Raw genomic sequence first — 20,985 nt, forward strand, 5'->3', positions numbered from 1 at the left:
ATTAGTTCTTCGTTTTCGGGTCCAGGATATCTCTGAGGCCATCGCCGACCAGATTGAATGCCAGTACGGACAGGAAGATAGCCAACCCGGGGATCATCACTACGTGAGGCGAGGTGGCTAAATAATCACGCCCCATGCTCAGCATTGCTCCCCAGTCGGGACTCTCAGGCTTTGCTCCCAGTCCGAGAAAGCTCAAGCTGGACGCTGCCAAAATGGACGTTCCGATACGCAAGGAAAAGAAGACAATCATGCTGGAGACCGTTTCCGGAAAAATGTGGCGAAAAATAATCCGGCTGCTTTTCGCTCCCATGGATCTCGCTGCCTCCACAAAGACAGCTTCCTTCGCAGCCAGCGTATTCCCGCGGATGAGCCGAGCGAATGACGGAATACTGAAGACCGCTACCGCAACCACCACATTCGTTAAGCCCGGCCCCAAAATCGCGACAATCGCAATTGCCAAGAGCAGGTCTGGAAAGGCAAACATCACGTCGCTGGATCTCATGATGAGACGATCGATCCAGCCGCCGTAATAGCCGCTGCACAAGCCCAGGATCGTCCCGATTACGGCACCGACCAAAACCGAGGTAAAGCTGACACTAAGAGATATTCCTGCCCCCACGATGATCCGGCTCAAGATGTCTCTGCCGTATTCGTCCGTACCCGCCCAATGCTCCTTGGAAGGTGTTTGCAGGGTAGCATCATAGTCAGGCTCATATGGGTCATACGGAGCAATGAGCGGACCAAATATTGCGATGAAGAGTAAAAAGAGGATAAAAAAACCAGCCCAAAACGCTGTTTTTTGCTTCTTCCACTTTGTCCAAAACTCAGCAATCCTAGAGCTCCGCTTTTCCACGGAGACCTGAGCGCTATGGCTCACTTCTTTTACTGCTTCCATAAAAAGTCTCCTCCTTTAGCTTTCATAGCGAATCTTAGGATTTAGAGCTTTGTACAAAATATCAACCAGGAGATTCACCAAAATGAATTCCAGCGAGAACAACAGAATCACCGCTTGCACAACCGGATAGTCACGGAAGGCAATCGAGTCAATCAAGAGACGGCCCATCCCCGGAATACTGAAGACAGTCTCCACTACAACCGACCCGCCAAGCAAAAATCCGAATTGCAAGCCTGCAATGGTAACTACGGGAATCATCGAGTTTTTCAGCGCGTGCTTGCGTACAACCACTGATTCCTTCAAGCCTTTTGCCCGCCCTGTTCGTATGAAGTCTTCCTTCAATGTTTCGAGCAGCGAGGATCTCGTGAAACGGGCAAGCATCGACATGATTCCTGCGCCGAGTGTAATCGAAGGGAGAATGTAGCTTTTCCAGCTTTCGGCTCCTCCAGTTGGGAACCACCCGAGCTGAACGGAAAAAATTTGTATGAGAATGAGTCCCAGCCAAAATCCAGGTAAGGAAATGCCTGAAATCGCCGTCAGCATTCCTAAAAAATCGGGCCATTTATTGCGAAATACAGCAGAGATGGTACCGATCAATAAACCCAGAACAAGTGCCCAGCCTAAACTCATAAATGTCAAATTCATCGTAATCATGTACCGATTCTCGAACATATCGCTAATAGGAAGCCCCGTCTTTAAAGAGTGACCCAAATTTCCTGTGAACAAGTTTTTCATATAGGTAGCGTATTGAACCAACAACGGTTTATCTAATCCCAATTCCTGACGAACACGCGTGATTTCTTCCAGCGTAGCGTCCTTTCCTGCCGCTAAACGAACAGGATCACCTGGAACCAAGTGAATAAAAAAGAAAATGAGCAACGACACGATGAAAATGATCGGAATAATCCCGATAAGCCTCTTCACGATATAACGGAACATATTTCGGTTCCTCCTAAATATGGAAAAGTAAAGCAGCGTTGGGCAGCAGGCAACGCCCCAACGCTGCTCTTTGGTTTATTTAAATTCCGCTTCTCTGACGTAGATGCCGCCGCTTGGCGTGATGTAAACACCCTCTACGTTGCTGCGTTTTCCATACAAAATTTCATCGACAGCGAGGAAAATCCATGGCGCTTCTTTAAATACATTTTCTTGTACGATTCCATACAGCTCTTTTTGCTTCGCTTGGTCAGAAGACTGGGTAGCTTCCTTGATGCTCTTATCTACCAAATCGTTTTTGTAGAAAGCGGTGTTTGCTCCTGCCGGCGGGAAGTTCTCGCTGCTAAACAGGGAGCGCATTGCGTTATCCGGGTCGGCAGAGGACCAGCTCACATACCACATGTGCATTTTTGCTTCTTCTGGCGATTTGATGTTATAAATTTCGTCAGACAACGTTGCTTCTTCCATTGATTTCACTTCGACAGTGATGCCGACTTTTTGCAATTGCTGCTGGATGAATTGCATCCCCTTCATCGTATCTGAGTTGGTATTACCCCAGATTTCAGTGGTAAAGCCGTTCTCATAGCCAGCTTCCTTGAGCAATTGCTTTGCTTTTTCCACGTTGTATTCATACACACCTTGCTTGGCGTAATGAGCAATCGTAGGCGACATGACCGACTCCAGCTTCGTTCCATATCCTGCCTTTACGACTTTGATGAACGCATCTTTGTCTACCGCATAGTTAATCGCTTGTCTCACGCGCGGGTCATCATACGGTTTTTTCAGCATATTGATCGAAACATAACGGGTAATCGTCGATGGAGTTTTCTCTACCTTGACTCCCTCTGCTCCACTCAGTGTCTCTACTTGCTGCTCAGGCAACGGGTAGATCACGTCAGCCTCTCCCGTTTTAAGCATCGCTACGCGGGAGCCGTTTTCAGGGACTGGCTTGTAGGTAATTTTGGCAACCTTGGCAGCTCCCTTATTCCAGTGATCCGGGTTCAGCTCCACAGTCAGATGATCGCCTTGGACCCACTCCACAAATTTGTACGGTCCAGTTCCTACCGGGTTTTTCGCAATGTCTTTTCCGTATTTCTCCAAGGCCTGCGGGCTGATGATTCCGGTTGTGAATTTGTTGATCATGGCACTAAACGGTTGGTTCAGTGTCACTTTTACCGTGTACTCGTCCACGACCTGGGTGCTCTTGATATATTTATAATTTCGGTAGGCACGCAGATTGTTTTCTTTATTGCTCATGCGGTCAAAGTTGATTTTGACGGCCTCGGCATTGAAAGGCGTACCATCATGGAACTTTACGTTTTGGCGCAGTTTAAATGTGTATTCGGTCGCATCTGTATTCGCAGAGTATTCCGTTGCAAGTCCAGGCATCAATTTCAAATCTTTGTCATAGATCAAAAGCCCTTCGAACATCGCGGTCTGTACCCCTGATGACAAAGCGTCACCTGTATTTTGCGGGTCCATCGTGATGAAGTTCTCGTTGACCGCCACCACCAGCTGCTCTTTTTGTGTCGCCGGCGTTTCTTTCGCAGTGGAAGCCGGCGGAGTAGAGCTGCCGCCTGTATTACTTCCAGTACTGTTGTTGCCGCTGGAACACCCAAATAGTAAAGCTGCTGAAAAAAGCAAGACTGATGCTGCTCGTAAATATGACACTTTTTTCATGATTCTTTTTCCCCCTTACAATTTTTTATCTGAAAGATGAATTCTGGATGTCCCTCGGGTACACTGCCAGCCGCCTAGACCGAATATTCGATTTCCCGTCCGGATTGCGCTGATTCGTAGATTCCGCAAAGAATTTTCATCATCTCCACACCGTCTTGCACAGGGCTCAGTGTCTGCTTTTCGCCTAGAACGCTGGAGATGAAATGATCGATCTCGTTCTGAAAGCCTTGTTTAAAATCGAACGATAATTTATCGAGCTGCGGGCTGACATTCAGAATCGTATCGTGCTTTTCCGTAACAATGGAAAGCTCCGGCTCAACCTCGGCACCGCCCTTGTCACCGTAGAGCTTGACCGACAGCTCATCTTTTTTGGCATGGAGCGTAAAGCTGACGTCTACCATGAGCGAAGCCCCGTTCTCAAAACGTATGAGCGCGTTGGCCATGTCCTCTACCGTGTTTTTGGTAGGGTCGTAATCTGCCGCTTTGTAAAAGGAAAGATTCTTGACGTTGGCGCGATTGCCCAGCTTGTTGTATGTATTGCCGCTGACCGTCTTTACCTTTGGACAGCCCATCAAGTACCAGCAAAGATCAATCACGTGCACACCCAGGTCGATCAACGGTCCTCCGCCGGATCTCTCCTTATCAGCAAACCAACCGCCTGGATTCCCTAACCGACGCAGGCAAGATGCTTTGGCGTAATAGATTTCCCCGAGTTCACCGGCATCAATGAATTGCTTCAAGAGCTGGGCATTGGTGTCATATCTGCGGACAAATCCGACTTGCAGTACCTTTCCGCTTTGCTTTACTGCCTCCTCAATCTGGAGAGCGCTTTCAACGGATGTGCACAAAGGCTTTTCGACCAGAACGTGCTTGCCTGCTTTCAAAGCAGCGATGGAGATTTCTGCGTGCGTATTGTTCCATGTGCATATGCTCACTGCCTCTATTTCTTTGTTTGCAAACACATCTTCCAAATTGCTGTAATACGTTTTGGCGTTGAATTTTTCAGCCTTTTCCTTTGCTCGTTCTTCGTTGAAATCAACTACGGCATAAAGCTCTGCCCGTTCATTGTGCTGGTACGATTGCATGTGCATGTCAGAAATGGAACCCGCACCGATGACCGCGACCTTTACTTTGCTCATGATTTGCCCCCTATTCGCTTCGCATGGCTTTTTGGTTAGTTAGTTTTTTCACTGGAGTTATTAACTAGATGATACAAAATTATCTTAATCTTTGCAATATGGGGTGAGCTATAAAATTTGAAGTTTTCTCTCGTGCTCCCATTCGGAAAAAAGCAGACCTGCCGCTCCCATCACACCCGATTCTGTGCCCAATTGATTTAGCTCAATGCGCACCTGACTCGCCAAACCGGGTATACAACGCTCCCTTACACTCTTTTCAACCTCCTGCAAAATGAGCGGAGCGGTACTCATCACACCTCCACCGAAGACGATCACTTCTGGATTGAACAAATGGATCAGGCTTGTCGCCCCTATCCCTAGATAAAAGCCAGCCTGCTTTAAAATATCAATCGAAAACTGGTCTCCCTGCATGGCCGCTACCCCAATTTGCTTTGCTGTCAGATCCGCACATCCTTCCAAAAGGCTGCCGGAAAAAGAAGAATCCGCGCTTGCCAGCCTAGTCCGCGCCACATTTTCAATAGCGATACCAGACGTATAATTCTCCAGACATCCCCGGTTCCCGCAGCGGCAGATCGGTCCATTCCAATCAATCGAAATGTGCCCGAATTCCCCCGCACTGCCATCATTTCCCGAAAGCAAGCGACCGTCACAGATGATACCTGCACCTACCCCTGTACTGACCGTGACGTAAATCATGTTTTGCGTTCCTTTGCCTGCTCCCCACATCCATTCCGCTACCGCCGAGGCATTCGCGTCATTCATCAGTCGGGCCGGAAAGTTGAACTTCTCCTGAATCAGCTTGCCGATCGGAACATTGCGCCACCCCAGATTACTCGCAAACACCACTTCGTTCTTTGTGCTATCAATAACTCCAGCCGAAGCGATTCCCACACCACGCACTCGCCTGTGATTGATGTTTTTGCCCGACATGACAGACTCAATCGCTGCCATAACCCGCCCGATCACCGCCTTTTCACCATCATCCGAAGAAGTTGGCAGCTGCTTTTGACTAATAATCTGTCCTTCGCCATTTACCAATCCGGCAAGAATTTTGGTCCCACCCAAGTCCAGCCCAATTGCATACTCGTCCATTTCCACTGCCGACCACTCCCCCCACTCTATACTTGACGTTTCTAGATGAATTGAATTACTTTCTCCAATGGTTTTATAAAGTCACTTAGATTTATTTTTAGCATAGTGTTCCGTTTTAGTCCAGATTATTCTGAAAAGATATTTTCTGCTATTCCATACGAAAAACCCCCTCCTGTCATCCAGAAAGGGATCTGTCCGCTACTCTATCGCTCGTTACTTGAACCAGCCTTTTTCCTTGAAATGCATGATCGCCTCAATGCGATTGCTAACACCCAGCTTGTCGAGAATGACGGAAATATAGTTGCGGACCGTTCCTGTGGTAATGTATAGCTGACTGGCGATTTCTTTTGTATTCTTGCCGTCCGCGATCAACAAGAGCACTTCCTTTTCCCGCTCGGTCAATGGATTTTCCTGTCCATATGCCTCATCGACCAGCTCGGGGGCATAGATTCGCCGCCCCGCCATAATGCTGCGGATCGAGCTCGCCAGCTCCTCACTCGGACTGTCCTTGAGCAAGTATCCGTTGGCACCCGCTTTTAGTGCACGCTCAAAATATCCAGGTCGGGCAAAGGTTGTCAAAATCATGACCTTGCAGCCACAGCCCTTTAGCTCCTCAGCAGCATCGAGCCCGCTCTTTACCGGCATTTCGATATCCATAATGCAAATGTCCGGCTTATGCAGATGCACTAGCTTCACCGCATCCTCACCATTGCTGGCCTTGCCGACAACCTTCATATCCTCTTCCAGATCGAGCAGGGAAGCAAGAGCACCGAGCAGCATCCTCTGATCCTCTGCAATCACTATGCGAATCATGCTCCAGCCTCCTTTTCCGGTTGTTTGAAGACATTCGGTACGCGAATGACAATCGTTGATCCCTCCGAAGAGCAGATTTCCATGCTCCCATTGACGAATTCCAGGCGCTCCTTCATACCACGCAGACCGTTGCCTTTCAGGCAGAGCGTGTCCTCGATCATGCCGATACCGTTGTCTTTTACCTGTACGACCAGACCTGTCCGTGATGGCTCGATCACGATCGAACAGCGAGTGGCACTGCTGTGCTTGACGACGTTGGTGACGGCTTCCTTTAGACACATACTAAGCACGTTCTCTGTCATGAGCGACGTATTCGTCAGATTCGGATTGCCTTCCAGCACAAAATCAATTTCAGCCGCCTTGAAGATCTGCGTGATCCGAAACATCTCGTCCTCCAGACGCGTACCGCGCATCTGGGTGACCATTTCTCTCACTTCTTTTAATGCAATCCGCGCTGTCTGCCTGATCTCTTGCAGCTCTGTTTGGGCCAGACTCGGATTTTTGCTGATCAATTTGCTGGCCAGATCAGTCTTTAGACCAATCAAGGAGAGCTTCTGTCCGAGCGTATCGTGCAAATCACGAGCAATCCGCTGACGTTCCTCCAGCTTGACCAGCTCAGAAATCCGCTTGTTCGCGTGCTCGAGCTCGCCCTGTAATTTCTCCCGCTTGTTCCAGTTGTACGTGGTAACAGGCAGCAAAATAACGGCAATCAGGCTGACAAGTACAAACGGCAGTTGGTTGAAGAGCTCTGTGTTTTTCGAGACGAATCCCATATTGATCGTAACGACGGTGCTGATCAGGTGAATCGTGTACAACGTAAAGAACCCAATCTTGTTTTGGATGTTGCCGATGAAAAACGCTAGGAAGAGCGAGAAATATACATATCCGAACAGCACCGTCATGGCAATAGATATGATAATTTGCAAGCTCGTCCAAAAGTAGATCAGCCATCCTTTGGAAAGAAAGGAGAGCACATAGCAAATAAAAAACACAATGATCATGACAATTCCGATCACGACCTCGTACGTGGAGGACGATCGAAAAATAAAATAGAAGGGTAGTATGTAAAAGACTACCCACACGTAAGGGCTGAGGCCCGTATTTTTATGGAGAATGTGATACCACTTTTGCATGGCTGCCCACCTTTTTTTTTCGGCCCTTACGCTAAGTGTATAGGAATCGAAAGGTTTATGGCAGAGTTATTTTCCTTCCAAGCTCGGTTTGGGACGATGGAGTGCATCCATGATCGACTCATTCCCGATCGGCATCTGCTTCAGCTCCTTGAAGCTGATAAAGCGTTTATTGCGCTCATCCCACAGGCGGAAGCGCAGTGCCGTCAAGCTGGAAGCAAACGTAATCGTTGTTGCCATCTGCAAAGGAGCAGTTTCGTTGTGCGCCTTTTCCAAATTGTAGTTTGGAACTTTTGGACTCAAATGATGGACATGGTGAAACCCGATATTTCCAGTAATCCACTGAAGTACTTTCGGCAGCTTGTAATAGGAGCTGCCTTCTACGGCTGCCTTCACGTAGTTCCACTGATCCTCATTTTCAAAATAGGAATCCTCAAACTGATGCTGGACATAAAACAACCAGATGCCCGTTACGCCAGAGACGTAAAAGATCGTACCTTGAATCAAAAGAACCGCCTTCCAGCCAATCGCCCAGATCAAGAGCGCGTAAAGACCAACCAAAAGTATATTGGTTAGGTAATTGTTCATCCGTTCGCGACGTCGGGCACCTTTGCGATTAAAGCGATATTGAAACACAAAAACAAAAATTGGGCCAATACCAAACATAATAAATGGATTGCGGTAAATCCGATAAGCAATCTGTTGCCACCACGTTGCTGCCAAGTATTCATCTACGGTCATAATCCAGATATCGCCTACACCGCGCTTATCGAGGTTGCTGCTCGTCGCATGATGAATCGCGTGTGCATTTTTCCATTGCTCATAAGGACACAGAGTCATGACACCTGTAATGGTGCCAAGTATGTCGTTTGCCAGACGGTTGTTGAAAAACGACTGGTGGCAGCAATCATGAAAAATAATAAATGTACGAATCATAAATCCGGCTGCGATGATCGTCAAAGGGAGTGTCAGCCAATACGAGACAGACAAGCTCAGGTACGCACCATACCAAAATATTAAGAGCGGACCTACTGTGTTGATAAGCTGTCTGATGCTCGATTTGGTATCTGTTTTTTCAAAGGGGGCGACATCTTTCTTTAAGTGAGCGATGTTGGTTTGGTGCATTGCATGTTTCCTCCTCGATATGAAGCGCGCGGGTGGCGAATGAGTTGCCGGACGCAATTTTCTATCTTTATTGTAGAAAATGCAGCTTGCCTGCTGTAGTCATAAACGTCAAGTCGAGGGTATGACAAATGTCATGGTTGAACATCTATATGGAAATTTTAGGAGGGTTGAAAAGGTCGGTTGTCGGGCTATAGGGGTGGGGAGGAAAATGGAGAAAACGCTCCAGATTCTTGGGGCCCCTGCTGAGGGATCATCCCTGCACGTCTACATGAAAAAAGTGAAACCGCGTCCAAAGTAGCCGATTCATGACGCTAATCAGAGGTGGACGCTTAAGGGCGTGTTTCTCTTTTTTCATTCCGCCTCGGCTGGTTCCCCAAAGATCTTCGCTTTTTTCTCCATTTTCCTCGGCCAGCTTTTACAGTTGAACGAGGTTTTCGATGTGGGGTTCACAGGGAGCATAAAAATAAAAAGGCAAAAAAATCCCCGACCAGTTAGGTCAGGGATGCGTATTCATAGTAGTTGCTATTCAGCCATTCTGCAGTGCTTCCCACTCCGCTGCCAGGATGCTCATCATGATCCGATCATAGGTTTTGCCTTGGCGCAGGACGGAGGAGCGCATTCTGCCTTCTTCGGTGAAGCCTGCTTTGGTGTAGGCACGAATGGCAGATTCGTTGTAGGAGATGACATCCAATCCGACACGGTTCAGATTCAACTCATGGAAGGCGTAGCGGAGGATCATTTTCAGTGCATCGGCTCCGTAGCCTTGTCCCCGGTCCTTCGGGTCACCGATGCCGATTGCCATATGAGCGGCGCGGTTGTTCCACTCGATTTTGAATAAAGCGACAAAACCAATCAGCCGATCATTCTCTAATGGGCGAAGCATGAACTCGACGCTGTTTCCGCTTCGCGTGCTGGACTTCGCAAAGGCAGAGGGCTGACTGGGGACAGCAAAATCTGTGTCCAGCCTCCTCAAATAGTCGAAGTCCTCGGTAAACCTCGCCATATGCTCGGTATCACCTGGATAAGCCGCTGTAAAGCGAAGGAATTCGCCGTGAAACAAGCTTTGGTTTTTCACTGTCATGAAAACGCTCCTTTGTTAGTCGCTACTCACCTCTATCACCTTTGAAACAATCAGATTCGCACGGCTCATTGGACATTCCCCTTTGGTAGAAAATCACTTTTATTGTACGTCAGCTGTCTAAAATAGGCGAGAAACATTTCTACTAGCGGCAGGATGAATCGCTGTACTTTTTACCCGTTTTAGATTAGAATAAAAACTCAGGAAAGGAACGTACGTTCTTGTTTGGGTGTTTTGGAAAGGGAGTGATAGAAGCAGTCGTCATTTCGCATACCTTGTTGATTTGGATGATTGTGTTCAAGGGAAATCCCAACCGCTTTACAGGAGAATCGTTCACGTCGAAGGCAAACTTTCCGGATGGCGATGATACTCCGATAAATACTAGGGTTATATAAAGGGAACTGTAGGATAAATTGTCCCGAGGATTGCAAATAAAAAATGAGTTATCTTTGAGGAGGCGAAGCGTACATATGGGGACTTCCCAGGGCCTTGAGGGTGTAAAAAGGCTTCCGATTATGATCTCGCTTATGATCGGGGCGTTTTTCTCAATTCTGAACGAAACACTGCTGAATATCGCTTTTCCGCAATTGGTCATCGAATTGAACGTATCGGCATCGACGCTTCAGTGGCTGGCAACCGGCTATATGCTCGTAGTCGGCGTGCTCGTGCCGGCTTCCGCGCTGCTGGTGCAATGGTTTACGACCCGGCAAATGTTTTTGGGTGCCCTGCTTTTGTTTACAATCGGGACGCTTGTATGCGGAGCCGCTCCCCAATTCGCCTTCCTGCTGATCGGGCGATTGCTGCAAGCGGCCGGAACGGGTCTGATGCTGCCGATTCTGATGAATACGATTCTCGTACTGTACTCGCCCGAGCAGCGCGGATCTGCTATGGGGAGTATCGGGCTTGTGATCATGTTCGCACCGGCTATTGGCCCGACCTTATCCGGACTGATTCTCGAGTCCTTGAGCTGGCGCTGGCTGTTTTTTCTCGTCCTTCCATTCGCTGTTTTTGCTCTCGTGTTCGCGTTCATTTACTTGAAAAACGTCTCGCAGCCGACGAAGCCAAAGGTCGACTGGCTGTCCATCATCCTGTCTACCATCGGATTTGGCGGTATCGTGTATGGCTTTAGCAGCTCGGGCGAAGGGCATGGCGGCTGGTCTAACCCTCAAGTATACGGAACGGTTATCGTCGGTGCCGTCTCGCTGCTGCTTTTCGTCATCCGGCAATTGCGATTAACGGAGCCGCTCATGGACCTGCGAGCATTCAAGTTTTCGATGTTCACGCAGACTGCGATCCTTTTGATCATCATGATGATGACACTGTTCTCGACCATGTCCTTGCTTCCGTTTCTGTTGCAGGGCGCTCTCGGCCTTACCGTCTTCGCTTCGGGCCTCTTGATGCTACCGGGAAGCCTTTTAAACGGACTCATCTCTCCGCTGACAGGCAAGCTGTTCGACAAGTTCGGTCCGAGAACACTCGTTATTCCAGGGACGGCGTTCTTGGTCGTCATCATGTGGTTCTTTACTCGGGTATCTGTCACGACATCAACCATGGCCATTCTCGCTTTGCACATTTGCCTGATGGTATCGATCTCGATGATCATGATGCCTGCGCAGACAAATGGATTAAACCAGCTTCCTCCTCGGTATTACCCGCATGGTACAGCCATCTTGAATACATTACAGCAAGTCGCAGGCGCAATTGGCGTGGCCTTCTTCATTAGCGTCATGGCTTCGGGACAACGCAAATTTCTCCAGCACTCGCCCGACCCGTCTTCCCCTGCCCAAATGACTGAGGCTATGGTGGTTGGCGTTCACAATGCCTTTATGATTGGCTTTGGCTTTGCTATTCTCGCCTTCATTCTGGCACTATTCACGAAACGTACGCAGGCCCCGCAGGAGTAGCGTGCACAAAAAGCCCCGGCGGCTGCTTATGAACGGTGAGGGGGATAGAAATTTCTCATCCTCCCTCCCTCTCTCTACAGCCACGGACCAAAGTATTCGTGTACAGCTTGCTCAGAATAGCCATCCTCACCACGCCATTCTGCAATGGCAAAAAAGTCGTTTTTTCCGCCACGACCTGGTCTGACCTTACTTGGAACCAGAATGCCTGCTGTAGCGAGAATTTCCATGAAGGCATCCCGCTCCTGTTTGCTCGAAGGAAAAACTCCCTTTAGTCGTTTCTCCAGCTGGCGAGCAGCATCTGTCGGATGTCGGATCACAACCGGATATACGGACTTAGGCGTTGGGCTTCTCTCAACGGCTAATTTTATATGAACGATAAAAATATTTCCGTATGGCATACAGGGGTTTTTTGGCTTATAATACAGTTTACCATTTCACCCGTGTAAATTTTTCCAACATTTTTATTGTTCCATATTTGTGTATCTAACGCACAAAGGGGCGGCATCCAATGCCTGTATTACTCAAAATAATGCAAAATAAACGAAAAAAAATAAGTCTGGCTACACTTCTAACCGGGTTAGTTTCCTTATCAGTTGCCCTGACTTTTACCATTCTTCTCATTGCTTCCTATCAATCTAAGAAAAAGTCACTAGTCGACACGGTGCTGACTTTAAATTATTCAAGCGCAGTCCAGATGAGTCAAACTATTGACTCTTTGTTTAAATCTATGCGGAGCAGCTTGCACTATTCTGCCAGCATCTTGTCAAAAATGCCCGCTCCTCATGCAAATAAAGCATACCCTAATTTAGAATTACTGCGTAATAGCAGTAACTACTTTCATTCTATTGTGATTGTAGATGAAACCGGAGTTGTGAGAAATGTTTCACCAGATTCAATCGGTACCGTTGGTAAAAATATTACAACGCAAGAAGCTAAGACTGCATTAGCATTACAAAAACCCTACATCTCTAAACCATACTTTACCTCAAATTCTAAACGATTGATCGTATTTATGAGTGAGCCCATCTACGATACGAATGGTAAGTACCGAGGCTTTATCGGAGGCTCTATTTACCTTCAGGAAAAAAACATTTTAAACATGATCTTCGGAAATAACCCGACCAATGAATTAGGTTCGTCTTTTTACGTAGTAGCATCCAATGGTCATTTGCTGTTCAATCGCGATAAAAGTCAATTAGGCAAAGATCTCAGCGCCAATCAAGTCGTCCGAAAGCTGAATCAAGGGTATAGCGGGTTTGAGCAAATGGTCAACTTGAGGGGAGAGACTTTACTCGCGGGATACGTAAAGGTCCCGGAAAATGGCTGGGGGGTAGTGGTTGTTTCGCCTATCAGCGTCGTGAACGAACAATTATGTCATCATATCAAAACCATTCTACTATATATGCTACCTCCATTCGTGTTAGTAATGCTGACAGTCATATGGCTTGCACGGAAACTGGCAAGACCTTTTGTAGACCTAGCCAATCTTGTGAGTAAAATCGGTACAGAAAACGTCCAGCTTCCTACGGAAGGGCACCATTGGAATAGAGAGGCCGATTTATTAACAGAAGCAATCAGATATGCACTCATGGATATTAAAAAACAGACTGATCAACTGACACATGAGGCAATGACGGACCCGTTAACCGGATTAACAAATCGCAGAACACTAGAGGCGATCATGCATAAATGGATAGTGGGGCAAACTCCTTTTTCTCTCATAATGATGGACATTGATAGATTTAAAACGATCAATGACACTTATGGTCATCCTGTCGGGGACGATGTTTTGAAGCATTTCGCGCATATCATTACTTCTTCTGTCCGACCAGGTGATATATGTTGTCGTTTCGGTGGAGAAGAATTCATTGCTCTTGTTGCGCATGCAACTGCTGATGAAGCTTTTCTTATAGCAGAACGAATTCGCACGATGTTTGAAAAAAGTCCAAATCCTATTGGGCAGCCTATTACCGTCTCACTGGGAATCGCAAACTATGATTCACACTCCGATTCGGCTGAAGAGCTGATACATCTAGCTGACCAAGCCTTGTATCTGGCTAAGGAATCGGGAAGAAATAGGACGGTGATAGCAAATAAGTGTTAAAAAGACCAACCAAATGAAAAAAGTAGACAAGCGGATAAAAGATTTCTGCCTTGCCTACTTTTCTTGTTGGTTACTTACGAAGCCTATTTACTTGTACGAACGCACCGAGCCAAACATCAACAGGAACAAATACGGCGCGCCCAAGAGAGCCACGACAATCCCCGAAGGAATATCTTTCGGGATCAGGATGGTTCTGCCGATTAAATCAGCTGCCGCAAGCAACAGTGCTCCGAGTAAAGCTGAGATGACCACTGCCTTGCGATGATGAGATCCTACCAGCATTCGCGCCGCATGGGGGGCGAGCAAGCCGATAAATCCAACTGCTCCCACACTCGCCACCGCCAAAGAAGCAAGCAGAACGGCTATGGCAGCCACTCTCAGCCGCGTATTACGCACCTTCAGCCCCAGACCCATCGAGCTTTCGTCGTTAAAAGACAATAAATCCACTTCTCGGCCCATCCACCATGCCAATGGCAACAGGACAAGGAGCGCTGGCAGCAGCCGACTTACTTCTACATAGCCACGGCCATATGTGCTGCCCGCCATCCAGGCCAAAGCAGGGGCTGCCGCAAGCTGCGCCTGTACGATCAAAATATTGATAAAGGCCGCACCTGCCGCCGCTACCGCGATCCCTACGAGCGTCAAAATAAGCGGATTCAGTCCTCGTCTCCAGGATACCGCGTACACAATCGCCGCAGATGCTATGCCCCCGATCAGAGCACCGAGAGGCATCCAGTCTGACAAGTGTGGAAAGACGAGGAGCAGCAAAATCGCCCCAACGCCAGCACCGCTCGTGACGCCGACAATTTGCGGGTCGGCCAGCGGATTGCGAACGGCACTTTGCATCATGCTACCACTCACCGCGAGCGCAATTCCCGCCAATCCGGCAGTCAACAGCCGTGGCATGCGCAGCTCAAATAATAGTTGTTTGTACAGATCGTTGCCTTGACCTATGAAAATGGCCCAAATCTCAGACCATGGAATGTACATGTTTCCACTCGACAGGCTGACCATCCAGACGGCTAAGAGCAGCCCGCTAAAGAGTACGATCCAGACCGGATAAGGAACACGCGAGCGCCAACCGCCGACACTCATGGATGTGCCCGAGGCAGGGCCTGCGCTGCCTTTGCGAGAGACCCGCATGGCAAGCCAGATCAGCCAAGGACCGCCGATAGCTGCGGTGATGGCGCCTGCCGGAAGCTCTCCGTACGCATTGACAAAGGTCCGTGCGATCGTGTCGGAAGCAACGAGCAGCGCTGCGCCCCAAATCGCGCTGACCGGGAGCAGCCAGCTATGCTTTGTCATTTTTGACAAGCGAACCAGATGAGGTGCGACAAGGCCAATAAAGCCAATCGGACCTACCACACTGACGCTGACACATGTCACCAGGATCGCGATAAGCATGGCAAAGAGTCGCGTCATGCCTACCTTTTGTCCGAGCGAACGTGCTGTTTCCTCGTTAAACGAGAGCACATCCAGTTGCCGTGCCATCAGGATGCCCACAACAATTCCCCCGATAATCAACGGCCAGCTAAATTGCACCCCGGTCCAGTCATTTTGTTTCAACGAACCAGAACCCCACAGAAAAATACCTTGGGTCGTCTCTTCGTTAAACAAGATGATCGCACTGGTAAGTGAGGAAAAGACCAATGTGACAATCATCCCGGACAAGGCAACCCTTACAGGGGTTCCCCTCCGTCCACCTGCCATAAAGTAGACCGCGACAGCAGCGAGGATCCCTCCCGCCATGGCAAAAGGAAGCGGATACTGATGCAAAATAGCTGGCCAAAAGACCATTCCAAACACTACGAAAAGATAGGCGCCCGCATTTACCCCGAGTGTCGTCTCCGATGCGAGTGGATTACGTGTCACCGTTTGCATCAAGGCACCCGATACAGCAAGGGCCGCACCTGCCAACAGTCCCATCACGGTTCTGGGCAGTCTGACACCGCGAATCAACTGATGATCGGCAATGTCCTGCGGAGAGGTAATCGCCTGTACAACGGAGCGAAGCGAAATATCAGCCAAGCCCTGTGTCAGACTCACAAATGTCAGCGTCAACAGGACGGCAAGCCCGCCCACTAACATCCAAAACGGCCTCCAGCCTCCTCTTTGAACAGAAGCGGCTGGATGAATGTCGGATCGGGCATACGTTGCACGCTTGGCGAGGCTCATTTCGCCAGCAGATCAGCTGCTTTTTTCGCCATAATTTCTGCAGATAATGGCCCGCCGTAAGGCCACATGTCTCCGCCCAAGGCATAGATGCGATTTTCTTTTACAAAGGTAAGACCGTTCCAAACCGGATTGTTTTTCAACTGATTTTCAATGACGTTATCGTCGTCCTGGATGATATGCAGGAAGTTGGCATCCTGCAGAGGTGGCAATGCCTCCACATCCGTTGTCGTCATTCCATTCAGTTCGAATTTTTTTGGTTTGTAAGCATTTTTCAAGCCAATATGCTCCAAGATTTTTACCGCTGTGGAGTTGTCAGTCGACAAGCGTAATTCTACTGCATTTTGATTGCTATAGCCCATCGCCAAGACGAATGGAATTTTGTCCTTGCCGTCATTCGTGATTCTTTCCTTTGCTTCCGCATATGTCTTGTCGAGGTTTTGCAACACTTTTTCCGCTTCTGCTTTTTTATCCAAAATCTCCGCAATTTCTTTAAATATATCGATCATTCGGGAATATTGGTCGCCTTGGCCCTCGAGTGGATTGGAATCGTACGCGATGGTTGGGGCGATTTTGCTCAATTCGTCGTAGTTGGCCTCTACGTTTCGTTTCAAGCCGATGATCAAATCTGGCTTCAAGAGCATGATGGACTCCAGGTTCGGCGATAGACGGCTTCCCACATCGACTACTTCTGGTGCGATTTCTACAGGTAGCTTGACCCATTTTTTCATGTTGGGTATATCGGCAATCCCGACTGGCTGCATACCCAGGGCCAATACATGCTCGGCACTGCTCCATTCCAATGCAACGACGCGCCCCGGAACACCTTTGATCGTGGTTTCTCCCTTCATATGCTTGATCGTCATCGTCCGCTCCTGCTGTTCTCCCGCCTTGTCTGCCTCTGGCTGGTTGGTGGCAGCAGCAGGCTGAGCAGATCCGTTCTGTGGACTCGTGCTCGTATTGCCGCACGCCGCAAGCAGCAGCATTGCCGACAAGAATACGAGCAAAATGGGTAGCTTAACAAAACGCATGCAATGATTCCCCCTTACTATTGTCAAAGATACGACGATGTGAACCCCTTATATGGCAAATTGTGCATGTCTTTCAAGAGTTTATGATAATGATTATCATTATCTTTGTCAACGAAAAGATTGCTCGATGTACACGACTATAAAAAACGAACGGCAGCCACAACTCAGAACAAGAACTGTCCTGAGCTGATCCCTACCGTTACTTAAACAATTGAATTATTCTGGAAAATAGCAAGCAAGAGCCATGACCACTTGCCAAATCATCCACAATTATTCTTTGGAACGTAATAAAGAGAGCAATTCTTCAAATATACCTGGATTTGCATAAATGACTTCTTCTCCATATAATTCTTGTGGAAAATCTGCAGGGACTACTCCAATGTGTCCAGTAATTGCACCGGCCTCACGTGCGATGAGTCCCGCTGCTGCCACATCCCAAGGAGCTAAGCTCTCCGTATGGGCGTCTAGACAGCTAGATGCTACATAACAGATATCCATTGTTGGGGCCGCCAAGCGACGGATATCTCTACAATGCGTACGTAAGAGATTCACTCTTTCAAGTGCACGTGGTACTTTTTCTTTATCATGAGGGAATCCAGTACCAATTATCGCTTCAGATAAATCTTCAAAACGATGAACATGAATTTGTTTCCCATTGCAATATGCCCCTTTTCCTCGAATACCTATGTAAGTAACACCTAAATCTGGAGCATGCACGGCTCCTGCCCAAACTTCGCCATCTACTGCAAGAGCAACGGAAATAGCAAAATACGGAAGATACCGTGCAAAGTTAACGGTACCGTCCAAGGGATCAATAATCCAAAGAGGGCCTTCGAAGAAACCTTTTCCCCAAACATGATCGGTGCATTCTTCTTCCGAGAGAATCCGATGGTTAGGGTAGACACTGGTAATCGCTTCACGGATTATTTGATCGGAGGCGAGATCGGCTGAAGTTACAAGTTCTCCAGCGTTTTTATGCGTTACCTCTATGTGATTCTCTTTTCGTAACCCGATGATTTTTTGCCCAGCTAAACGAACGATCTTGTCCGCAAAATATCCCCAATCAAGAGCCTCATCGTGCATTGGATATATTCCCCTCCCTTATTTTCCATATCTGTCTCCATCCTATCACGTTTAGATGAAATGGCATATTTTACCTAGACGAAATGAAAAATCCCCCAATTTAAGGGGGATTTCAGCATTTACGCTTCTTTTGGCAATACAATTCCGCGGTACAGTCTGACCGTGATGACATAGTAGAGCGCATAGATCACCAGGAAAATGACTGTCGGAACCCAGATATTGACGTAAGGATCAAGCAGGATGAACGAAAACATTTGCATCCCGACGAGTACGTGCATAAGTCCCATCAATGCTGGGAAGATGAACACGACGAACAGCTCTTTGTAGATAGAGCTAACCAGCAATTGCTTGCGCACGCCAATCTTTCTCAGCATGCTGTAGCGGTCACGGTCACGTGTGGCGCCAGACAAAATTTTGAACATCAGGCAGCTTGCCATCATCGCGAGAAAGGCAATTCCTAAGAAAAAGCCCATGAACATCGTACCGCTCGTAAAGGCATAAACAGCCTCGTACGTGCTGTACTTAGTGGATAAATACACTTCTTCCTTCTCTCGGGTTGGCTTGATTAGCTGCTTTTGACGCTGATCCATTGCTTTGAGGTCTTGCTTGTATTTCAAAAAGTCATCGACTTTAGCGATTACAACCTGGTGTTCTGTACCCGTCAGCTTCTCGTATGATGCCTGATCTACGACGCGAATCGACTTGCCGCTGAACATATCGTAGCTCGTGATAAACTCGTGCGAGATCACTTGATCCCATTCATCAGGAAGCTGCTCCAGCTTTTGCTCGTTCTTTGCATCTCGTCCTTCGCGCATGCTGTACACACTACCAGGGAGTGGTTGTGTAATACGCTTTGGCTCTTTATTCGGCGTATACGCCTCCATGCTATTGGTTGAAATCAACGGTGGATGCGCCAGCAAATCATCCTTTGCGAAAGTGATGGCTTCCTCATCTACCTTGTAACGATACGTATTTTGTTCGGTGACCGTCATTTTTTTCAGAGCTTGATGATCTTCATCGCCTGGATCGTGGAGGGTAACATCATACACATGCCCTACGTCCGCAATCAAATCCACATTTTTTTGGAAAGCTAAGCCGCCTGCCATCGCTCCCACACCGAGAGCAATCAGCATCGCGACCGTTCCGAGTACTTTGGTCAGATTGTTCACACGAAAACGCAGCTGCGCAAACGTAAATGCATTTAAATTGCGATCGTTCAGCTTCTGATTTCGTTTCAACGCCTGGACGAACACAGGCAGCAGCGAGATAAACAAAAGATATGTTCCGATCGTTGTAGCGCCTGCCCCTACGATCAGACCAAGCACCTGCAGCACTTTAATCTCAATCAGCGCGAAGTAACCGACTGCGACGAGAGCCGCGCCCAAAAGTGCTACCAGAACCGTCCCGAATCCTTTTGCTTTGATCGTGTCATTTTGTTGTTCCGCGCGGATGAGATCCAATTCTGTTGCACGGGACAAACGGATCGCATTGATCGTGGACGTCAATAGAAATAACACCAGAAAGAAGCCCCACGTCATCCATACAGATGGCAGATAAAACGGAGAGTATCCGTCTGCCGAGATCTCCAGCAAATTCATCAAAATCTTCCCGATACCACTCGACAAGCCAATCCCGACAATCGTTCCGACAATCAAGGAGACGATTCCCATCATCAAGGTCTCGAAAAAGAGAATCTGGCTGATCTTGCCCTTTTTTGCTCCTAACACCATGTACATGCCAAGCTCTTTGCGCCGCAGCGAGAGCAAGAAGGAGTTGGCGTAAAAAATATAGAAAATCGTGATAAACGCAAGCAGAAACGCTCCAACGTTAAAAACGACCTGTATTGAACTGATGACAGAGTTATCTTTGGTGAAGTCTCCATTGAGCGCCAATGTTTGAAACATGTAAAAGATCGAAATCGAGATGACCAGACCCACCAATAGCACCAGGTAGTCTTTCATCATCTTGCGCATACTGGATAGGGATAGCTTTACAAGCATTTGTAGTTCCTCCTAGTGCACATCATGAGATGCACCAAGCTCGGCAAGTACATCCAGAATTTGTTTGAAAAATTGCTGACGATCCTGCTTCCGATGAATTTCCGTGTACAGATTGCCATCCTGAATGAAGAGAATTCGTTTGCAATAGCTCGCACTGAATGCGTCATGGGTAACCATCATGATCGAGACTTGATGATTTTCGTTCAAATCTGTCATCGTTTCGAGCAAGCTTTTCGCATTCTTGGAATCGAGCGCACCTGTCGGCTCATCCGCCAAAAGAATGGCCGGCTCGTGTACCAGCGCACGTGCGGCTGCAGCCCGTTGCTTTTGCCCGCCGGAGACTTGAACCGGATATTTTGGCAAAATCTCTTCGATCCCCAATGTTTGGGCGACCTTTTTTACCTTGGCTGCAATCTCTTTGGAGGGAACCCCTTGAAGGGATAGTGGCAATGCAATATTCTCATAGATCGACAAGTTCTCTAGCAGGTTGAAATCTTGAAAAATGAATCCCAGCTTTTGCGATCGGAAGTCTGCCAGCTGGTTTTGTTTCATTTGGGTAATGTTCGTGCCGGCGATTTGGATGAAGCCGTTCGTGGGACGATCCAGTGTTGAAATAACGTTGAGCAAGGTTGTTTTTCCAGAGCCGGACGGACCCATGATTCCGACGAACTCCCCTTTATCAATGGTCAACGAAACGCCTTTTAGTGCATGGGATTGGTTTTCTCCCTTTTTCCCGTATATTTTCTGTACGTCTTTTACTTCCAGTACAGCTGTGCTCATATTCAGTCCTCCATTTCATTTCC

17 protein-coding genes are annotated in these 20,985 nt (G+C 48.0%); 2 read left to right on the plus strand and 15 right to left on the minus strand.

Annotated features, from left to right (window positions below):
* Position 1 precedes the first annotated feature (1 nt).
* The 9 genes from ACIFQN_RS02515 to ACIFQN_RS02555 all read right to left on the minus strand — a co-directional run bounded on the left by ACIFQN_RS02515 (position 2) and on the right by ACIFQN_RS02555 (position 9,891).
* Positions 2-895: an ABC transporter permease subunit gene (locus ACIFQN_RS02515; protein WP_429831448.1), complete on the minus strand. Its 894-nt coding sequence runs from the start codon at positions 893-895 to the stop codon at positions 2-4.
* A gap of 15 nt (positions 896-910) precedes the next feature.
* The gene (locus ACIFQN_RS02520) at positions 911-1,834 is read right to left on the minus strand and encodes an ABC transporter permease subunit (protein ID WP_429831449.1); all 924 of its coding nucleotides are present in this window, start codon (positions 1,832-1,834) and stop codon (positions 911-913) included.
* Positions 1,835-1,909: 75 nt separating this feature from the next.
* The gene (locus ACIFQN_RS02525; RefSeq protein ID WP_429831450.1) at positions 1,910-3,511 is read right to left on the minus strand and encodes a glutathione ABC transporter substrate-binding protein; all 1,602 of its coding nucleotides are present in this window, start codon (positions 3,509-3,511) and stop codon (positions 1,910-1,912) included.
* A 74-nt stretch (positions 3,512-3,585) separates the two neighbouring features.
* Positions 3,586-4,650, minus strand: coding sequence for a Gfo/Idh/MocA family protein (locus ACIFQN_RS02530; RefSeq protein ID WP_429831451.1), 1,065 nt, complete (start codon positions 4,648-4,650; stop codon positions 3,586-3,588).
* Positions 4,651-4,758: 108 nt separating this feature from the next.
* Complete coding sequence (locus ACIFQN_RS02535) at positions 4,759-5,742, minus strand: ROK family protein (RefSeq protein WP_429831481.1); 984 nt, start codon at positions 5,740-5,742, stop codon at positions 4,759-4,761.
* A gap of 213 nt (positions 5,743-5,955) precedes the next feature.
* Entirely contained in the window at positions 5,956-6,555 is a 600-nt protein-coding gene (locus ACIFQN_RS02540; RefSeq protein WP_049736718.1) for a response regulator transcription factor, read from the minus strand.
* Positions 6,552-7,688: a sensor histidine kinase gene (locus ACIFQN_RS02545; protein ID WP_429831452.1), complete on the minus strand. Its 1,137-nt coding sequence runs from the start codon at positions 7,686-7,688 to the stop codon at positions 6,552-6,554. The genes ACIFQN_RS02540 and ACIFQN_RS02545 overlap by 4 nt, the downstream gene beginning before the upstream one ends.
* A 66-nt stretch (positions 7,689-7,754) precedes the next feature.
* On the minus strand, positions 7,755-8,810 hold the full coding sequence (locus tag ACIFQN_RS02550) for a fatty acid desaturase (protein WP_429831454.1): 1,056 nt from the start codon (positions 8,808-8,810) through the stop codon (positions 7,755-7,757).
* Positions 8,811-9,336: 526 nt separating this feature from the next.
* Positions 9,337-9,891, minus strand: coding sequence for a GNAT family N-acetyltransferase (locus ACIFQN_RS02555; protein ID WP_429831455.1), 555 nt, complete (start codon positions 9,889-9,891; stop codon positions 9,337-9,339).
* A 467-nt stretch (positions 9,892-10,358) separates the two neighbouring features.
* Between ACIFQN_RS02555 and ACIFQN_RS02560 the strand changes: the two genes are divergently transcribed.
* Positions 10,359-11,792 carry an MDR family MFS transporter gene (locus tag ACIFQN_RS02560; RefSeq protein ID WP_429831456.1) on the plus strand — a complete coding sequence of 478 codons (1,434 nt, stop codon included), beginning with the start codon at positions 10,359-10,361 and terminating at the stop codon, positions 11,790-11,792.
* Positions 11,793-11,866: 74 nt separating this feature from the next.
* Here ACIFQN_RS02560 and ACIFQN_RS02565 read toward each other — a convergent pair whose 3' ends face one another.
* Positions 11,867-12,019 (minus strand): hypothetical protein, encoded by a 153-nt coding sequence (locus tag ACIFQN_RS02565; protein WP_429831457.1) that lies wholly within the window; start codon positions 12,017-12,019, stop codon positions 11,867-11,869.
* Between the two features lie 281 nt (positions 12,020-12,300).
* On the opposite strand from ACIFQN_RS02565, the gene ACIFQN_RS02570 reads away from it, so the two are divergent.
* Entirely contained in the window at positions 12,301-13,896 is a 1,596-nt protein-coding gene (locus ACIFQN_RS02570; RefSeq protein WP_429831458.1) for a sensor domain-containing diguanylate cyclase, read from the plus strand.
* A gap of 87 nt (positions 13,897-13,983) precedes the next feature.
* On the opposite strand, the gene fhuB is transcribed toward ACIFQN_RS02570, so the two are convergent.
* The 5 genes from fhuB to ACIFQN_RS02595 form a co-directional block, all read right to left on the minus strand.
* Positions 13,984-16,071 carry a Fe(3+)-hydroxamate ABC transporter permease FhuB gene (gene fhuB / locus ACIFQN_RS02575; RefSeq protein WP_429831459.1) on the minus strand — a complete coding sequence of 696 codons (2,088 nt, stop codon included), beginning with the start codon at positions 16,069-16,071 and terminating at the stop codon, positions 13,984-13,986.
* Positions 16,068-17,099 (minus strand): ABC transporter substrate-binding protein, encoded by a 1,032-nt coding sequence (locus ACIFQN_RS02580; RefSeq protein ID WP_429831460.1) that lies wholly within the window; start codon positions 17,097-17,099, stop codon positions 16,068-16,070. Before ACIFQN_RS02580 ends, fhuB begins: the two co-directional genes overlap by 4 nt.
* A gap of 270 nt (positions 17,100-17,369) precedes the next feature.
* Positions 17,370-18,182, minus strand: coding sequence for an inositol monophosphatase family protein (locus tag ACIFQN_RS02585; protein WP_429831461.1), 813 nt, complete (start codon positions 18,180-18,182; stop codon positions 17,370-17,372).
* 119 nt (positions 18,183-18,301) lie between these two features.
* Positions 18,302-20,182: an ABC transporter permease gene (locus ACIFQN_RS02590; RefSeq protein ID WP_429831462.1), complete on the minus strand. Its 1,881-nt coding sequence runs from the start codon at positions 20,180-20,182 to the stop codon at positions 18,302-18,304.
* A gap of 12 nt (positions 20,183-20,194) precedes the next feature.
* Positions 20,195-20,962 (minus strand): ABC transporter ATP-binding protein, encoded by a 768-nt coding sequence (locus ACIFQN_RS02595; protein ID WP_429831463.1) that lies wholly within the window; start codon positions 20,960-20,962, stop codon positions 20,195-20,197.
* Positions 20,963-20,985 lie beyond the last annotated feature (23 nt).

The organism is Brevibacillus sp. NRS-1366 (genome assembly GCF_050467985.1).